Source organism: Streptomyces sp. NPDC127129 (assembly GCF_042671585.1).
Taxonomy (GTDB): Bacteria; Actinomycetota; Actinomycetes; order Streptomycetales; family Streptomycetaceae; genus Streptomyces.
In genome coordinates, this window is the sequence record NZ_JBHXTV010000002.1 from 515,068 (window position 1) to 531,854 (window position 16,787).

The 16,787-nt window shown below is 72.3% G+C and carries 18 protein-coding genes; 7 read left to right on the forward strand and 11 right to left on the reverse strand.

All coding sequences use genetic code 11. The features are described 5' to 3' along the window. Positions 1-19 precede the first annotated feature (19 nt). Entirely contained in the window at positions 20-241 is a 222-nt protein-coding gene (locus ACFVGW_RS05545) for a hypothetical protein (RefSeq protein WP_385850917.1), read from the forward strand. Here ACFVGW_RS05545 and ACFVGW_RS05550 read toward each other — a convergent pair. Then, a complete protein-coding gene (locus ACFVGW_RS05550) occupies positions 238-2,082 on the reverse strand; it encodes a S8 family serine peptidase (protein ID WP_385850918.1) in 1,845 nt (614 codons plus the stop codon). The two genes, ACFVGW_RS05545 and ACFVGW_RS05550, sit on opposite strands and share 4 nt — an antisense overlap. 465 nt (positions 2,083-2,547) lie before the next feature. Further along, positions 2,548-2,826 (reverse strand): hypothetical protein, encoded by a 279-nt coding sequence (locus ACFVGW_RS05555; RefSeq protein ID WP_352188954.1) that lies wholly within the window; start codon positions 2,824-2,826, stop codon positions 2,548-2,550. A 182-nt stretch (positions 2,827-3,008) separates the two neighbouring features. On the opposite strand from ACFVGW_RS05555, the gene ACFVGW_RS05560 reads away from it, so the two are divergent. Then, entirely contained in the window at positions 3,009-3,200 is a 192-nt protein-coding gene (locus ACFVGW_RS05560; RefSeq protein ID WP_352188955.1) for a hypothetical protein, read from the forward strand. Between the two features lie 44 nt (positions 3,201-3,244). Here ACFVGW_RS05560 and ACFVGW_RS05565 read toward each other — a convergent pair whose 3' ends face one another. Continuing rightward, positions 3,245-4,459, reverse strand: a complete 1,215-nt coding sequence (locus tag ACFVGW_RS05565; RefSeq protein ID WP_385850919.1) for an aromatic acid exporter family protein — start codon at positions 4,457-4,459, stop codon at positions 3,245-3,247. A 179-nt stretch (positions 4,460-4,638) separates the two neighbouring features. On the opposite strand from ACFVGW_RS05565, the gene ACFVGW_RS05570 reads away from it, so the two are divergent. Next, a complete protein-coding gene (locus ACFVGW_RS05570) occupies positions 4,639-5,367 on the forward strand; it encodes a VOC family protein (protein WP_383220530.1) in 729 nt (242 codons plus the stop codon). Positions 5,368-5,420: 53 nt separating this feature from the next. Here the strand turns inward: ACFVGW_RS05570 and ACFVGW_RS05575 are convergent, their stop codons facing one another. Next, positions 5,421-6,020, reverse strand: a complete 600-nt coding sequence (locus ACFVGW_RS05575) for a hypothetical protein (RefSeq protein WP_385850920.1) — start codon at positions 6,018-6,020, stop codon at positions 5,421-5,423. A gap of 160 nt (positions 6,021-6,180) precedes the next feature. Here ACFVGW_RS05575 and ACFVGW_RS05580 point away from each other — a divergent pair, with 160 nt between their 5' ends. Next, a complete protein-coding gene (locus ACFVGW_RS05580; protein WP_383220528.1) occupies positions 6,181-7,758 on the forward strand; it encodes a GMC oxidoreductase in 1,578 nt (525 codons plus the stop codon). A 12-nt stretch (positions 7,759-7,770) separates the two neighbouring features. On the opposite strand, the gene ACFVGW_RS05585 is transcribed toward ACFVGW_RS05580, so the two are convergent. Both ACFVGW_RS05585 and ACFVGW_RS05590 read right to left on the reverse strand, forming a co-directional pair. Next, entirely contained in the window at positions 7,771-8,250 is a 480-nt protein-coding gene (locus ACFVGW_RS05585; protein ID WP_361675909.1) for a carboxymuconolactone decarboxylase family protein, read from the reverse strand. Then, a complete protein-coding gene (locus ACFVGW_RS05590) occupies positions 8,247-9,326 on the reverse strand; it encodes a dihydrodipicolinate reductase (protein ID WP_383220526.1) in 1,080 nt (359 codons plus the stop codon). Before ACFVGW_RS05590 ends, ACFVGW_RS05585 begins: the two co-directional genes overlap by 4 nt. A 127-nt stretch (positions 9,327-9,453) precedes the next feature. Between ACFVGW_RS05590 and ACFVGW_RS05595 the strand changes: the two genes are divergently transcribed. The 3 genes from ACFVGW_RS05595 to ACFVGW_RS05605 all read left to right on the forward strand — a co-directional run bounded on the left by ACFVGW_RS05595 (position 9,454) and on the right by ACFVGW_RS05605 (position 12,013). Next, positions 9,454-9,831 (forward strand): DUF779 domain-containing protein, encoded by a 378-nt coding sequence (locus ACFVGW_RS05595; protein ID WP_352188961.1) that lies wholly within the window; start codon positions 9,454-9,456, stop codon positions 9,829-9,831. A gap of 57 nt (positions 9,832-9,888) precedes the next feature. Beyond that, a complete protein-coding gene (locus ACFVGW_RS05600; RefSeq protein WP_385850921.1) occupies positions 9,889-11,106 on the forward strand; it encodes a phosphodiester glycosidase family protein in 1,218 nt (405 codons plus the stop codon). A gap of 106 nt (positions 11,107-11,212) precedes the next feature. Continuing rightward, on the forward strand, positions 11,213-12,013 hold the full coding sequence (locus ACFVGW_RS05605; protein ID WP_383220523.1) for a VOC family protein: 801 nt from the start codon (positions 11,213-11,215) through the stop codon (positions 12,011-12,013). 74 nt (positions 12,014-12,087) lie between these two features. Here ACFVGW_RS05605 and ACFVGW_RS05610 read toward each other — a convergent pair whose 3' ends face one another. From ACFVGW_RS05610 to ACFVGW_RS05630, 5 genes are all read right to left on the reverse strand, one after another. Beyond that, positions 12,088-13,680, reverse strand: a complete 1,593-nt coding sequence (locus ACFVGW_RS05610; protein ID WP_385850922.1) for a hypothetical protein — start codon at positions 13,678-13,680, stop codon at positions 12,088-12,090. Between the two features lie 131 nt (positions 13,681-13,811). After that, a complete protein-coding gene (locus ACFVGW_RS05615) occupies positions 13,812-14,006 on the reverse strand; it encodes a hypothetical protein (protein WP_352190023.1) in 195 nt (64 codons plus the stop codon). A 113-nt stretch (positions 14,007-14,119) separates the two neighbouring features. Continuing rightward, positions 14,120-14,962: a phosphatidylinositol-specific phospholipase C/glycerophosphodiester phosphodiesterase family protein gene (locus ACFVGW_RS05620; RefSeq protein WP_385850923.1), complete on the reverse strand. Its 843-nt coding sequence runs from the start codon at positions 14,960-14,962 to the stop codon at positions 14,120-14,122. Positions 14,963-15,132: 170 nt separating this feature from the next. Beyond that, a complete protein-coding gene (locus ACFVGW_RS05625) occupies positions 15,133-15,855 on the reverse strand; it encodes an ABC transporter ATP-binding protein (protein ID WP_385850924.1) in 723 nt (240 codons plus the stop codon). Continuing rightward, a complete protein-coding gene (locus ACFVGW_RS05630; protein ID WP_385851017.1) occupies positions 15,848-16,768 on the reverse strand; it encodes an ABC transporter ATP-binding protein in 921 nt (306 codons plus the stop codon). Before ACFVGW_RS05630 ends, ACFVGW_RS05625 begins: the two co-directional genes overlap by 8 nt. Between the last annotated feature and the right edge of the window lie 19 nt (positions 16,769-16,787).

Here is a 16,787-nt window from a genome sequence, read left to right on the forward strand (position 1 = left end):
GGTGTGGTCGGATCTCGTCATGGACGTCACTGAGGAGAGCGACGGTTCGTCCGGGCCCCGGGGTTCCGGAGAGCGCCGTCGTGCGGCTCGGCGGGCCGTAGCGAGCCGGACGACCGACCGGGCCGAGCTCGCGGAGTTCCTCGACATACTGGATCTGCGGCCCGAGGTCGACCACCTCTACTCCGGACCGGAGTCCGGGCGCCCCCGCCGCAGCGGCGAGGGGCGCCCGGGCAATGCCTAGAAGGTCAGGTTCCAGGCGTCGATCTTGCCGGTGTCCTGGTTGGCGTTGTCGTTCACACGGAGCTTCCAGACGCCGTTGGCGACCTCCGCGGAGGCGTTGACGGTGTAGGTCTGGAGGATGTTGTCCGTGCCGCTGCCGGTCCGGTTGTGCAGGGTGTAGACCGTGCCGTCGGGGGCGACCAGGTCGACCTTCAGGTCACCGATGTACGTGTGCTTGATGTCCACGCCGACCTTGAGGGTGGCCGGGGCGTTGCCCGTCACCCCGCTGACCGTGAGGGAGCTCTCGACGGTGGCGTTGTCGGTGATCGCGACGTCGGTGAGGTTCTCGAAGTACGCGCCGGGGGGCGGGGTGGTGCCGCTGACCGCCTTCAGCGCGTCGACGCGGCCCTCGCCGAAGAAGCTGTTGTTGGCCGTGGTGCCGGTGCACCGGCTGTCCGACGGGCAGGCCAGGTCGGTGGCCTGGACGCCCAGCTTCGTACGGATGTCGGCCGGGGTGTCGCCCGGGTTCGCGCTGGCGAGCAGCGCGGCCACGCCCGCCACGTGCGGGGAGGCCATGGAGGTGCCGCTCAGCGAGGAGTACTTGCCGCCGGGGACCGTGCTGTAGACGGACTCGCCGGGGGCGGACACCTCGATGACGTTGCGGCCGAAGTTGGAGAAGGACGCCTTGGACGAGCCGTTGGTGCCGTTCGCCGCGACCGTGACGACACCCGGCAGCTCGGCCGGGATGTCGAGGCAGTCGTTGGTGATGGTCCGGGTCACCGGGGTGGAGTCGTTGGGCGAGGAGGTGTCGGTGGTCTTGTTCGCCAGGTCGTAGTTGGCGTTGCCGGCCGCCGCGACCTGCAGCGAGCCCTTGCCCTCCGCGTACTTCTGGGCGCGGCCCACACCCTCCAGGATGGCCGCCTGGTCCACGTTGTTCGGGCAGTTGAACTGCCACGGGTCCGTGTAGTAGCTGTTGTTGGTGACCTTGAAGCCGTGGTCACCGGACCAGACGAGCCCGCAGATGGTGTTCTCCGCGAAGAACAGCGTGCTGCCCGGCTCGGCGATGCGGACCGAGGAGATCTTCACGCCCGGCGCGACGCCGATGGCGCCCTTGCCGTTCTTGGCGGCCGCGACCGTACCGGCGACGTGCGTGCCGTGGGTGTCGACGTCACGCCAAGCCCCGGCCCGGGTGTCCGCCTTGCCGTACGCGCAGGAGACCGAGTCGGCGGCGTTGAAGTTGGGCGCCAGGTCCTGGTGCTGGTCGTCCACACCGGTGTCCAGGATGCCGACCTTGACCGTCGGGGAGCCGGTGCTGACCGCCCAGGCCTGGTCGGCCTTGATCTGCGTCATGTCGGACCGGACCGGCTCGGTGGACGGTGCGGCGGACTGGGACGGGTTGCTGGGCAGCGCCGGGTTGTAGGCGTCGGCGGGGACGTCGGAGGTGCGGGTGGCGCCGACCTGCTGGACGCCGGAGACCGCGCGCATCGCCGGGGCGAAGCCGGTCGACGTCGAGTGGGCCACCACGACGCCGATGGCGTCGTACGAGGCGAAGACGGTGCCGCCGTTGTTCGCGACCGCCGTGCGGACGGCCGTGGTGTCACCGGGAGCGGTGATGACCAGGTAGGCCCGGGTGCCGGCGGCCCAGGCCGCCGGGACGGCCGCCTTGGCCGCGCGGGCGGCGGAGGCGGCGGAGGCGGCCGACGCGGTGGAGCCGGCCTGAGCCGCGGAGGCGGCCGTGGGCTCCGGGATGGTCGTCGGCGCGGCCTGAGCGGCTCCGACGGGCACGGTGAGCGCGACGGCCGAGCCGAGAGCGGCGACGGCCACGGCGGAGAGTCTCAGCCGGCTGGATATGTGGGAAAACAATGCGTCCTCCGATGGCCCGGTGACGCTGGTGGCGCCTGCCGGGCCCTGTGTTGTAGGGGGTGGGTCGCAAGATCCCAGAGACCGGCATGCGGAAGGAAGTGTTCAACCCCATAAGCCCGTTGGCGTTACCCAGTGTTGACCTGACGGTGTGTCGGTCGAGGCGGTTTTCCCCCGCGGTGGGCGGTTCGTCGGGGTGTGGGCATGCGGGTGCCGGCGCACAGGCCACGGCACGAGGCCCGGTGCGCCGTCGGAGCACGCCGAAGAGCGCCGAGGGCGAGAGCGGAAAGGAGGGCGAGGGTGAGCGCGGCGGGGCGGGGCGAGGAGGGCGAGGGTGAGCGTGGCGGGGCGTCCCGATGGGCCGCCGGTCCTCGGCAGACCCCGGGGCGACCCGGCCGCACGGCCTACGGGCGCGGCGGCGGGTGTGTCACGGACGCCCCCGCGGGGCCGTCCGTCGTACGCGGCGGGTCAGTAGAGCCGGGGCGACATGACCTGCGGTTCGACGCCCGGTACTTCCAGGACGCAGCGGGGGATCCCGGGGCCGGCCGCGGCGCGGACGGTCGCGGACGTCGGCGGGTCGGTCGGCAGCTCGATGTGCACGGTCACCGGGCGGTCGTGACCGGTCGTGGCGTACCCCGTCTCCTTGCCGTCGACGAGGACCTCGACGACGGCCTTGTGGCCGGTCTGGACCGTGACGCTGACCGAGTGCCCCGCGTGGTCGATGTGGAAGTGGTGGCGTCGTCTCATGGGGTCGCCTCCGACCGGTTCGCCGTCCTCGCCCCCTGCTCCAGCGTAGCCATCCGTCCCCCGGGCAGCCTGGTCGGCGGCGGCGCGGGGCGCGTCACCCGAACAGCCGCCCTCCGGGCGTGCAACCGGCCCTCCGTCGGGTGCACTGGAAGGGCAAGCGTCCGCCGAGCATGGAGACGACCATGTACGAAATGCACGTCGGCATAGCGCCCCGTGACGGGATCTTCGTCTGGCACGTGGCCGCCATCGGCACCGCGACCGCCCTGTGCGGGCAGTCGCTCCACGAGGAGCCGCTGGAGGAGCGCGAGAGGACCGACCGTCACTGCACCCCTTGTATGAGTTCGTTCCAGGAGCTGATGAACGACCGGCGTTGACGGCCGGGTTTCCGAATTCCCCCATGTCCCCCAGCCCGAGTCCCTCAGACCCCCAGTCGGTCGCGGAGCGCCGACAGCCTCGGCCGCCGCTCTGCGCGTTCGCGCGAGTGGCGGTCGAGTTCTTCCATGAGGCGGCGCCCGCGGTGGTCGAGGTCGAGCTCGTCGAGGATCCGGTCGATCTCGGCGAGCAGCGCCCCGTACAGCTGCCAGTGGCGCGGGTCGCGCTGGGCGACCTGGAGCAGGAGGCCGGCCGCGTGGTCGCGGACGGCGCGGGCCGCGCGGAGTTCGCCGGCGAGCCGTTCCTCGGCGGCGTCGGCGTCCTCGCTGACGTGGGTGGAGACCAGGACGGCGAAGCTCACGAGGGTGTCGGCGACGCGGGCCAGGAGGTCTTCGAGCGCGAGCGCGAGGTCCTCGGAGAAGAGTTCCGCGCCCTTACGCGCCTTGGCGAGGTCGGTGAGCGTGCGGGCCATGACCCGCAGGACGACGGCGCAGATCTCCAGGGTGTCGAGGCCGGTACGCAGCACGATGCGGTAGAGGACGCCTTCCTGTTCCTTGACGCGCGGGTTGAGCCGGAGGCTGTCCTCGGCCTGGCGCAGCGCGGCGTCGACGTCGGCCACGTCGTTGTCGAGCCGGCGTGCCTCGTGGAGGCGCGCGGCGGCGTGCGCGACGGTCGTGGGGGTGGCGAGTTCCTCGCCCATGCCCAGCATCAGCCGGCGCATACGGCGTGCCAGGTCCTCGATGGACTCACCGGCCGACCCGACCCAGACCGGTGGGGCGAGGAGCGTGTTGAACGTCAGGCCGACGATCGCCCCGATGAGGGTCTCCAGGACCCGGTCCCAGGCGGTGTCGGTGACCTGGGTGACGCCGAGGACGAGCATCGCGCTGATCGCGACCTCGGGCACGAACTCGTCGACGCGCACGAAACGGCCCACCACCAGCGAGGCCAGGATGATCAGCCCGAGGCTCCACCAGGTGAGACCGACCAGGGCGCTGAAGGCGATGGCGATGAGGACGCCGACGACCACCGCGTTGACCCGCCGGATGCCGGTGGTGAGGGTGGAGTAGAGGGTCACCTGGACGACGAGCAGCGCGGTGAGCGGGGCGGTCAGGGGGGCGGGTTCGCTGCTCAGCTGGAGAGCGACGACATAGGAGATCGTGGCCGCGACCGCGGACCTGACGGTCTGCACGACCACCGGGTCCCGGCGCCGCGCGTACAGGTCGGCCACCACTTTTCGCAGCGCAGCGCGCACGTCCCTCACGCTTTCAGGCTTTCGTACCGGTGGGGAGTTCGCACGCCGTACCGGTACGGCGCGCCGGAATGGCGATCTCCCCGGGGGTACGGTGGGATGGGAACCGATCACGCGTCCACGACGGATGGATGAAGGTTGTGTCGACCTCGAGCCATGCGGTGTCCGGCGCCCCCTGCTGGGTCAGTCTCATGACCCGCGATCTCCGCGCTGCCGAGACCTTCTACGGGGGTGTGTTCGGCTGGGAGTTCCGGTCCACCCGGTTGGGTGAGGAGTTCTCCGTCGCCCTGCGCGACGGCGCTCCGGTCGCCGGGATCGGCGCGCTGGCGCCGCGCCTCGCGGTGGCCGTCGCCTGGACCCCGTACTTCGCCGTCGACGACGCCGACCTGACCGCGGCGCGGATCCGGGAGCGCAGCGCCACGGTGGCCGTGGGGCCGCTGCGCTTCGGGACCGGGCGGGCCGCGCTCGCCTCGGACCGCGAGGGTGCCGTCTTCGGCATCTGGGAGGGCGAGGTGATCCCCGACTGGAGCGTCGGCAAGGGCGGGGCTCCGGCCTGGCTCGAACTGCGGACCCGGAACGCCTTCGACGCGGCGATCTTCTACGCCGAGGTGCTGGACTGGGCCGGCGAGCGGCCGGGCTGCTGCCAGGTGAGCTACGAGGACGATCATGTCGTTCTGAGCCATGCGGGTGTCACGGTCGCCCGGCTCTTCGGCGGGGCGGTGGAGGCGGCCCCTGACCCGCAGGTGCGGCCGCGCTGGCATGTGCACTTCCGGGTCCCCGACGTCGACGAGGCGGCCAAGGAGGCCGTGCGGCTCGGTGGGAAGACGGTCTCGCCGGTGAGCCCCTCGGGCAACGGGCGGCGTGTCACGCTCTGTGATCCGGACGGCGGGCTGTTCACGGTGGCGGACAGCGTGGAGTGAGGCCGGGCGCGGCGGCGGGGGCTCGCGTGCGGGCCCCCGCCGTACGGGTCCGGTCACTCCCCCGCGTGCGTGGCGCGCCGGATGGTGGCGTCGAGGAGTGCCAGGGCCTGGTCGGCGGTGCGTCCGGGGGCGCGGTTCCAGGGGCCGATGAGCCCGGTCCAGCCCTGGGCGCGCAGTTCGGTGACGATCCAGGCGGCGGAGCGGTTCATGGTGTCGGCGCTGCCGTGGCCGAGGCGGTGGGCGGCGAGCAGCGCGCCGCAGAGGCAGCGGGCGCCCCGGGCGTCGCGGAGGCGGTACGGCCTGTTCTGCCAGCCCCACTCGACGAGGACGTGGCGGGCGTGGGCGAGGTGGACGGAGGGGCGCACGTCACCCTGGCCGATGCGGCGCCAGGTGTGCAGCCGGTCGGGCAGGACGGCGCCGAGCCGGCCCGGGAGCCGCCGTTCGGCGGGCGGGGGCGGGGTGAGGCCGGCGAGGGCGGTGGCCACGAGCTGGTCGACGGGGGCGGAGAGCAGCCTGCGCCACTCGTCGGAGGCGGCAGCCGGCTCCTCGTGGGGAGCGTCCCAGTGGCGGACGATCTCCTGCCACGCGGCGGTGTCGTGGAGTGCGACGGCCGTCCGGTCGAGGACGTCGGGGGCCAGGGTCGGCAGGGACATGGGCGCTCCGGTCTCGGCGGATCCTTCACTCATCAGAATGTCGGCTTTGCCCGGAACATTCTTGAGCGATCCAGCCAAAAGTTACCAATCGGTATGCCGTGACTTCCCATGCGGGCGGCAGTAGAACTCGTTCCCATTCCACCTACAGTGAGGGCTCCTCATGGCTGTTACACGCCGTGGATTCATCACGGGAACAGGTTCTATTCTCGGCACTTTGGCACTCCCCGCGCACGCCTACGCGTCGGCCACACAGTCCCGTATCCCCGCCCTGGTGATCGGCACCGGCTACGGCGGATCCGTCGCCGCGCTGCGGCTCGCCCAGGCGGGTGTCGACGTGCGCATGGTCGAGATGGGCATGGCCTGGGACACCCCCGGCCCCGACGGCAAGATCTTCGCCAACACCACCACCCCCGACTACCGGTCCTTCTGGCTGCGCACCCGCACCAAGCAGCCGCTCAGCCAGTTCCTCGGCTTCCCGCTCGACAAGGACGTCCCCCGCCACACGGGCATCCTGGACGCCGAGGAGTTCGGCGGCATCACCGTCTACCAGGGCCGGGGCGTCGGAGGCGGCTCCCTGGTCAACGGCGGCATGGCCGTCACCCCGCGCCGGGAGAACTTCGGCGCGATCCTTCCGTCGGTCGACGTCGACGAGATGTACGGCGTCTACTACCCGCGCGCCAACGCCGGGCTCGGCGTGAACCACGTCGACCCGTCCTGGTGGGAGAGCGCGGCGTGCTACCAGTACGCCCGGGTAGGCCGCAAGCACGCACAGCGCTCCGGCTTCCCCTTCGTCTTCGTGCCCAACGTCTACGACTGGGAGTACATGAAGCAGGAGGCCGCCGGCGCCGTACCGAAGTCGGCGCTGGCCGGGGAGGTGCTCTACGGCAACAACCACGGCAAGAAGACCCTGCAGAAGACCTATCTCGCGCAGGCCCGGGCGACCGGGCGGGTCACCGTCTCACCGCTGCACAAGGTGACGTCGGTGTCCCCGGCGGCGGGCGGCGGCTACTCGGTCCTCGTCGACCGGCTGGACACCTCGGGGAACACCACGTCCACCGAGACGATCCTGGCCGACCGGGTGTTCTTCGCGGCCGGCAGCGTCGGCACCAGCAAGCTGCTGACCAGGCTGCGGGCCACCGGGGCACTGCCCGGACTCAACGGCGAGATCGGCAAGGGCTGGGGCGACAACGGCAACGTCATGTGCGGGCGCGCCAACCACATGTGGGACCCGACGGGGAAGCTCCAGGCGTCCATGCCCACGGCCGGCATCGACAACTGGGACGCGGGCGGGGCGTTCGCCGAGGTCGCGCCGCTGCCCACGGGCATCGAGACGTACGCCTCGTTCTATCTGTCGATCACGAAGAACCCGAACCGTGCCGAGTTCTCGTGGAACCCCACGGCGGGCCGGGTCGAGCTCAACTGGCAGACCGCCTGGAAGCAGCCCTCCATCAACGCCGCCAAGACGATCTTCGACAAGATCAACGCCAAGGAGGGGACGATCTACCGCACGGACCTGTTCGGCGCGTACAAGATCTGGGGCGACCACCTCACCTACCACCCGCTCGGTGGTGCGGTGCTCGGCCGGGCCACCGACAACTACGGCCGTCTCCACGGCCATCCGGGGCTCTACGTGATCGACGGCGCGCTGATCCCGGGCAACACCAGCGTCAACCCGTTCGTCACGATCACCGCGCTCGCCGAACGCAACATCGAGAAGATCATCGCCACCGACCTCTGAGTGGCCTCCGGTTCACTGGGTGGGCAGCACGCACACGGCGTCCAGGCCCAGCACCCGGTTGAGCCGGCCGAACGACAGCCAGGAGCCGATGCTCATCGTCAGCTCCACGATCTCGGGCTGACTGTAGTGAGCGGTCATACGAGTCCAGAAGTCCTCGTCGAGACCGTGATGATCCAGGGCGTACCGCTCGGCGTACTCCGCGGCCAGCCGCGTACGGTCGTCGAAGGCATCGGTGGTGCGCCACTGGGTCACCGCCTCGGCGAACGACTCCTCGACCTTCTCGCCGTCCCGGTCGGTCCTCCAGTCCAGGCAGAACAGACAGCCGTTGACCTGCGCGATCCGCAGCCGCGCGGCCTCGAACTCGCGCAGGCCCAGGGTCGTGTGGGCGTAGACGGAGAGCGAGAAGTTCGCTGCGGCGGTACCGATCTCCGGGACGATCTCGCCCCAGACGTACTCGATCGGGTGCCTGCCCTCGGGGACGTCGATCCTCATGGCCGTTTCCTTCCCAGTCGGCCCACCGCGGGGCGCAGCGGGACGTCGAGCGCGTCGTAGAGTCCGGGTTTCGTGTCCACGAGCCAGTCGACGGCGTTCACGAGCCTGCCGACGGCCGTGGCGTTGCCGCCCGCCGAGCGGTTCTCGCCCTCGTCGGTGGCCTCGACCGTGACCTCGATGCGCGGGCGGCCCTCGATGACCACCCGGTGGGCGCCGGCGCCGTCGGGCGGAGTGGGCCAGTCGGGGGCGCAGGAGGGGTGGATGCGGGTGACGTGTTCGATGACGATGCGGGGCTCGCCGCCGACGATCCCCTGGACCTCGAACCGTACGGCGCCCTGGGTGCCGGCCTCGAAGACGCCCATCGTGCGGGTGGTCACGGTGGTGTCGAGGGCGCGCCGCTCCATGGTCTCGCGGATCTCGTCGAGTTCGACGCCGAGGGCCCGCGCCATGAGCCGGATCTGGCCGCCCCAGACCATGGTCGGGATGGAGGGGGCGAGCATCAGCGGTTCGTACTCCATGGGGTGCCCCATGCCGATGAGATGGCGGACCGAGTCCTCCTGCTCGTACGTGGAGTAGTCGAAGATCTCCTGGCAGCGGACGACGTCCACGAGGGTGCCGAGGCCGCTGATCAGCAGGGGCAGGACGTCGTTGCCCCAGCCGGGGTCGACGCCGGAGACGAAGAGGGAACCGCCGCCCTCCGCCACGGCGGCGAGGACCGGGTCGCGGAACTCCGGCGGGGCGCCGCGCTGGTCGTAGAGCGGGTAGAGCGCCGGCGTCACCACCACCGCGCCGCCGCGGACTGCCCTGACGACGTCGGCGAGCGCCTCGTCGGGCCTGATGTCGCCGGAGGCGGCGTACACCACGGCGCGGGGGCGGGCGCCGAGCACGGCGTCGACGTCGTCGGTCGCCGCCACCCCGAGGGAGCGGTCGAGTCCGGCGAGCGCGCCCGCGTCACGGCCGACCTTGCCGGGGTCGTGGACGAGGACGGCGGTGAGGGCCAGCGCAGGGTGGGCGTCGACGGCCCGTATGGCCGCGCGGCCGACATTTCCGGTTCCCCAGACAACGGTCGGAATCATGCGGGGAGAGTAACCTGACGGATCGTCAGTTCCTAGGGGTGCGGACGATTTCGGCGGACGCAACCCTCTCGCAACCTCCGGCGGTGTTCGCTGGAGCCCCGGCGGACGCACGAAGAGGGGGCGGGAGATGGATCGACCCGGAGCGCGCGTGGAGTTGACACCCGGCGCGGCCGACCTGGTGCGGCGGCTGCGCGAGTCGCACGGTCCGCTGATGTTCCACCAGTCGGGCGGCTGCTGCGACGGCAGTGCGCCCATGTGTTATCCCGACGGGGAGTTCCGCACCGGCGCGGCGGACGTGCTGCTCGCCTCGCTCGATGTCGCCGGTGTCGCGGAGCCGGTCCCGTTCTGGATGTCGAAGGCGCAGTTCGAGCTGTGGAGCCACACCCGGCTGATCGTGGACGTCGTGCCGGGCCGGGGCAGCGGATTCTCCCTGGAGGCGCCGGAAGGCGTCCGTTTCCTCATCCGTTCCCGGCTCGTCGACTCCCGGTCCGACTCCGCTCACTGACGCCTGGTCACATCTCCTGACGCCCGCGAAACACGGCTCCAGCCGCCAGGGGGGATCATGCGGAGTCCGGGGACGCGCACGCGCGCGGCTGCGGCCTTCCTGCTGGCCTGCTGCGCCCTGCTGGGCCGGGCCACGCCGGGTACGGCCGACGCCACATGGACGACGGTGGCGCCGGGCGTCACCTACCGCGCCTTCGACGTGCCGGGCCTCAAGGGTCCGGCCCGGGTCCATCTGGTCTCCGTGGATCTGCGCGACCCGAGGGTCGCCGTCGATCTCCTCACCCCCGGGGCGGTCGCCGCCCGTGCCCCGCTCTCGGCGCTCGCCGACGCGAGCGGCGCGGTCGCCGGGGTCAACGGGGACTTCTTCCACCTCACCGAGACCCAGCACCCGGGCGTCGAGGCGACCGGCGCCCCCGTCGGCCCCGCGATCGCCACCGGACACGCGCTGAAGGCGGCCGTGCCGACCGGCCAGCGTTTCGGGCCGGCGCTGCCGCCGGGCACCGACACGCGTGAGGTCCTGGGCGTGGGCGTCGACCGTCGCGCCCGCCTCGGGCGCCTCACCCTGGACGGCACGGTGTCCACGCCCGACGGCCGGCTGCCGCTGGGCGGCCTCGACCAGTACGCGCTGCCCGTCGGCTCCGTCGGGGCGTTCACCTCCGGCTGGGGCGAGGCCTCACGCGTCCGCGCCACCTGCGGCACGGACACCGACCGCGCGGCGCCGTGCTCCTCGGAGACGTACGAGGTGACGGTGCGCGACGGGCGGGTCGTCGCGACGGCCGACACGCCGGGGCGCGGCCCGATCGCCGAGGGCAGCGAGGTCCTCGTGGGGCGGGAGGCGGGCGCGCGGGCGCTGCGGGGACTGGCCCTCGGCGACCGGGTGCGGCTACGGCACCGGATGGTCGCGGAGGGCTCCCGTGTCCCCTACGTCTTCGCGGTGGGCGGACATCCGGTCCTGCGGGCGGGCGCACCACTGCCCGGCCTCGACCCGCGCACCGCCGCCGTCCGCTCCGCGGCGGGCGTCGCGGACGGCGGACGCCGGCTGCTGCTCCTCGCGCTGGACGGCGCTCCCGCCTTCCGCACCGGACTCACGGTGGCGGAGGTGGCGGCGCTCCTCGACCAGGTGGGGGCGGAGGACGGTTTCAGCCTCGACGGCGGCGGTTCGTCCACTCTGGTGACCCGGGACCCGGGCGCCGCGTCCGTCACGGTACGCAACCATCCCTCCGGGGGTGTCGAGCGGCCGGTACCGAACGCCGTGGGGATCTTCTCCCGCCGCTGACCCCGGCACGGACACGGTCCGTCACCGAGCGGGGCGCGCCCGCCCTGACTAGCGTGGGACTCGGCAACCACCGGCGAGCCCCATCGATCGGAAGAGAGTCAGAGTCATGGCCGCACGACCTGAAGGCACACCCTGCTGGGCCGACGCGATGTTCAACGACGTCGAGGGCGCCAAGACGTTCTACGGCGAGGTGCTGGGCTGGACCTTCGGCGAATCGTCCTCGGAGTTCGGCAACTACACCCAGGCGTACCGCGACGGGAAGGCGGTCGCGGCCGTCGTCCCGCCGATGCCGGGCCAGGACAGCTCCGAGCAGTCGACCTGGTGTCTGTACTTCGCCTCGCCCGATGCCGCCGCGACGGCCGAGAAGATCAAGAGCAGCGGCGGCACGATCCTCATGGAGCCGATGGCCGTCGGCGACTTCGGGTCGATGTGCCTGGCGCAGGACCCGGCCGGCATCGTCTTCGGCATCTGGCAGCCCGGCGCCCACGAGGGCTTCGAGCTGGAGGGCGAGACCGGCTCCTACGCCTGGGCCGAGGTCTTCACGCGGGAGCCGGCGAAGTCGGACGAGTTCCTGACGTCGGTCTTCGGCTACAACGCCAAGAAGATGGCCGACGAGCACATGGACTACAAGGTCTTCGACCTCGGCGGCGAGATGCCGGCCCTGGGGCGGATGACGATGACGCCGGAGGACTTCCCGGCCGAGGTCCCGTCGTACATCCAGATCTACTTCGCCGTCGACAACTGCGACCAGGCGGTCGACCGGGCCGTGAAGCTCGGCGGTCAGAAGGTCTTCGGGCCGATGGACAGCCCCTTCGGCCGCTTCGCGGCGATCGTCGACCCGCAGGGCGCGGCGTTCGCCGTGATCGACACCAGGACCACCGTGGGCGACGTGCCCGAGATGGTCTGAGCGCACGGCAGCCGCGCGAGTGAGGGGACGGTGCCCGGGGCCGTACGGACGGCCCCGGGCACCCGTGTGCCCGCTCAGCCGCCGTCGCGGACGGCCACGATCCCGTTGAAGACGCCGACGTAGGCGGTTCCGTCGGGACCGATGGTGATCGGTGCCCAGTTGTTGTCGTACGCCGGACCCGTGCCGGTCAGCCGCTGCCAGGCGCGCTTCCCGGTGCGGAAGTCGACGGCCGTCAGATACCAGGCGTCCACGCCGAGCGGGTTCGGCCGCTTCTCGTAGAAGTAGAGCAGACCGTTGGCGGTGGAGAGCTTGGGGACGGTGGAGGGCGAGCGCACATCGCTCTCCCAGACGGTGTCGCAGCCGCTGCCGTCGGGGCGGACGTCGATCCGGGCGGCGCCGCCGACCACACTGCGCCCGAAGGTCAGCGTGGTCGGGTTCTCGTAGCCGTAGTTGTTCTCCACGACCAGGCTGTTGCCCCAGCTGATCAGGGAGTTGTCCGTGGTGGAGGCCCCGGAGCCGAAGACCGGGACCTTGCAGACCAGGCGCTGCTCGGCGGGGACGTCGACACCGCGGCGGTAGACGAGGACGTTCATCCGGTCGTCGGCGTTGTCGGTGATCGCCACGTACGGCCCGGCGGGTCCCCCGTCGCCGAAGAGATCGGGCGTGGTCCCCGAACCCTGGTTCACCGAACCGGGCTTGGTGCCGGTCCCCCGGTCGTACGTCTGGCGCCACTGGACCCGCGGGGTGCCGTCGGCGTCGGCGCGGAAGCTGTAGAGGGCATGGTCGGAGACGATGGAGACGCCGTCCTCGGCGACGGAGAACGAGTTCTGGATCTCCTCGCCGCTCAGGCGGATCGAGCGGAGCGTCCCGGTGGCGGGGTCGACGGTGCCGACCCGGCCGAGCCGCGTCACCCACCAGATCCGGCCGTCCCAGTCGGGCATGACGGAGGTGACGGGGTCGCAGACGCCGCTCGGGAAGAGATTGGTCCAGCTGACGCAGTCGTGCGGGACGAGCGGAGTGAGGTCCCAGTCGTCCTCGACGACGAACTCCCATGCTCCGTCGGACTTCTGACGGTGCGCGATGCGCAGGACGTGCTGGCGGGAGTCGGCGAGGACGACCCGGTCCCGGTCGTCGAGGTAGAAGTAGGCGCCGCCGGAGGTGTCCTTGAAGATCTTCTCGAAGTCGAGCCGGGTGATGGCCTCGACGGTGGAGGAACGCTGCGGCAGCTTGTACTCGGCGAGGGTGTTCAGGGTGCGGGGGTCGAGCAGCTTGAGCAGGAACCCCGAGAACGTCCCGCAGACCGTGAGCAGACGGCCGCCGGAGTCGAAGGTCACCGTGGCGCACTCGCCGCCGACGGCGGCGATCTTCTCGCTGGAGACCTTCGGATCGCGCCCGAGCGGGCCGGAGAAGGGGTGCGTGCCGCTGCCGGCGCCGTCGGCGTGCATTCCGCTGCGCCCGTTGGGCGCGAGATGGGGGTGCTGGGCGGGCGCGTCGCCCGGGACGGGCCGGGCGGCCGCGGGGGCGCCGTCGTAGTGCTCGACGAGGCGGTGACCCGGGGCCAGGGGTATCTCGTCGGCGAGGGCGACGGGGGTGGCGAACGCGAGCGCGACGGCGCTCACCGCGGCGATCAGGGCGAGCGCGCGGGCTCGTCCGGGATGGGTGGTCACATGCGGCTCCTCGGGTGCTTACGTCGGTCGCGCCGGCGGCCGACGTTAGGCCCGAGTGCGTGAGATGTACATGGAACTGCCGCTGGTTTCATGACCACTTCACGGCCGTGAAACGTTACGGCGCGGGTGGCTCAGGGCTTGAGGCTGCTGACGACGTTGGCGGTGGCGGCGACGCCGTTCTGGATGGTCGGCGCCATGCTCGTGCCCGCGAGGAAGAAGCCGAGCAGGGCGCAGACCAGCGCGTGCGAGAACTTGAGGCCACCGTTGCGGAGGAAGATCACCGCAAGGACGAGCAGCAGCAGTACGACAGAAACGGACACGGCCATCGCCCACACCCTCCTTGCGCCGCGCCGGAATCGCGGCGTTCGGCGGCCAGTGTGGCGCAGTGGGAGCGCCGTCCGGCCGTACGGCATGTCGGCCGAACGGGTGAGATTCGCCGTCAGCGGTTCAGGAAGTCCCGGAGCCCGGCGAGGTCGTCGGTGTTGATGTGGTCGACACCGGCGGCGCGCAGCTCGCTCCAGAGGGCGTCGCGGGCGGGTCCGGCCTGGTCGGGGGTGGCCCAGAAGCGGACCCGCTGGCCGCGCGTGTGGGCGGTCCCGACGATCGAGGCCAGCCGGGTCCGCTCGGCGGCGGGGAAGGGTCCTTCGCCGCGCCAGTCGAAGGACTGGGTCCAGTTGGAGCTGACGAGCGGGATGAAGGAGGCGGGCGCGGGGGTCTGCGCCGCGAGGTCGTCCAGCCGGCCGTCGTAGAAGGCATGGCGGACGCGCTGGGCCTCCATGGGGCCGCGGGCGGCGCGGTCGCCGGAGACGACGGGGGTGACGGCACCGAGGTGGACGCGGCCGGCGGTGACGGTGGACAGCATCCGCCGGTACGGGCGGAGTTGGCGGTCGAGTTCCCGGTAGGCGGCGACGCCGTCGGCCTTGATGTCGATGAGGAGCTGCACGGGACGGCGGTGACCGGAGTACACGGAGCCGTGGTGGGCTCGGACCCGGGCGAGGAGCGGGTCGAGATAGAGGGAGCGGAGGGTACGGCTCGGGTCGAGCCCGGCGGGCTCGTGGGCGACCAGCAACTCCCCGTCGACGAGGAAGACATCGGCCTCGACGCTGGTGAACCCGTGGTCGAGGGCGTCGTGGAGGGGCCGCGTGTGGAGGTAGTCGTTGTGCGCGTGCGCGAGCGGCAGGGGGCGCACCCGGTGGGCGGCGAGGGCGGTGCCGGGCAGCGCGGCCGAGGCAGCGGCGGCGGCCAGGGCGGCGACGGCGGTACGGCGGGACAGGGGCGCCATGGGACGACTCCGGGGACGTCGGGACGAGGGACTCGCACGAGTATGTGCGGGCGCCTTCCCCAACAGACCGTGCCCGGAGAAGAGTTGGCCGACACGATGCCGCCCGGTCGCCGGAGGTTCGCCCTGCGCTCCGGGGGCGGCGTACCGGCGGGGCGGAGAACCGGTTCCGGCTAGCGCGCCTTCGACGCGGCCCCGGCATCGGCTCCTGTACCCCCGCCGCCGCAACCCCCGCCGCCGCCACCCGCGCAGTCGGACCACTCGACGGTCCGGTCGCACCAGCGGTTCAGCAGGACGCGGTCGTGTCCGACGGCGAGCAGACCGGCGCCCGATTCGGCGCGGTACGCCTCCACCGCCGCGACCAGCGCCGCCGTCGTCGAGGCGTCGAGCATGGCGGTCATCTCGTCGCAGACGAGCCAGCGCGGGCGCAGCACCAACGCCCGTGCAAGACAGGCCCGTTGCAGCTGTCCGTCGCTGACCTCGTGCGGACGGCGGGCGAGCAGGTCCTCGGTGAGCCCGACGGCGGGGGCGAGCCGGGCGAGCCGCTCGGGGGCCTCGGCGCGGCGGCCACCGGCCCGGAGGGGTTCGACGATCAGATCGCCCAGCCGCAGACGCGGATCGGCCGACATCCGGGGCTGCTGGAACACCACGCCGACCGAGGTCCGCAGAGCGCGCGGCGCGCTGTGCCGCCAGCCCCGTACCCGCTCGCCGTCGACGGTGACACTCCCGGCGTCCGGCCGGTGCAGCAGCGCGGCGACCCGGGCGAGCGTGGACTTGCCGCAGCCGCTGGGCCCGAGGAGGCCGACCGACTCGCCCGGCGCGATGGCGAGCGAGGTGTCGACGAAGACGGGCGTACGCCGGTCGTAGCCGGCGGTGAGGGCGTCGAGTTCAAGCACGGGGCACTCCTGGCAGGTCGGCCGGCTGCCCCGTCGGGTGGTGACAGGCCACGCCCGCGAGCGGTTGCGGGAACGTGTCGCAGGCCGGTGTCGCCCGCTCGCAGCGCGGGGCGAACGCGCAGCCCGGCGGCAGGGCGGTCAACTCGGGGGGCATGCCCGGGATCGGGGTGAACGCGCGGTCGGGCAGGGCGTTCAGGAGGCCCCGGGCGTAGGGGTGGCGGGGGCCGGGCCGTCCGAAGAAGCGGTGGGCCGCCGTCGTCTCGACGATCCGGCCCGCGTACATCACGGCCACCCGGTCGGCGATGCGTTCCGCCGCCGCCAGGTCGTGTGTGATCAGCAGCAGCGCCCGGCCCTCGTCGGCGTGACGGCGCAGTTCGTCGACCGTCCGCTCGACGAGGTCGCGGTCGAGGCCCGTGGTCGGTTCGTCGGCGAGGAGGAGCGGAGCGTCGCCGATGAGGGCGAGCGCGGTCGCGGCGCGCTGCGCGAGGCCTCCGGACAGTTCGTGCGGGTACCGGTCGAGGTGTCCGGCCGGGAACGCGGCCCGTTCGGCCGCCGCCTCGGCGGCGGCGCGCCGCTGCCGCCGCGGGGCGCCGGTCAGCTCGCGGACGGTCTCCTCCAGCTGGGCGCGCACGGTCCGCACGGGGGTGAGGTGGGCGGCGGGGCTCTGCGGTACCAGACCGATGCGCCGTCCCCGTACCGTACGGGCCAGGGTCCGCTCGTCGGCGGCGAGCAGGTCGACGCCGTCGAGCAGCGCCGCTCCGGAGGTCTCGGCGTTCCCGGGCAGCAGCCCGAGGAGCGCGGAGGCGAGGACGGACTTGCCGCAGCCGCTCTCGCCGACGAGGGCGAGGCACTCCCCCGCCGCCAGGTCGAAGTCGGCGTCGGTGACGGCGGCGACGTGTTGTCCGCCGCGCATCCAGAAGCGGACGGAGAGC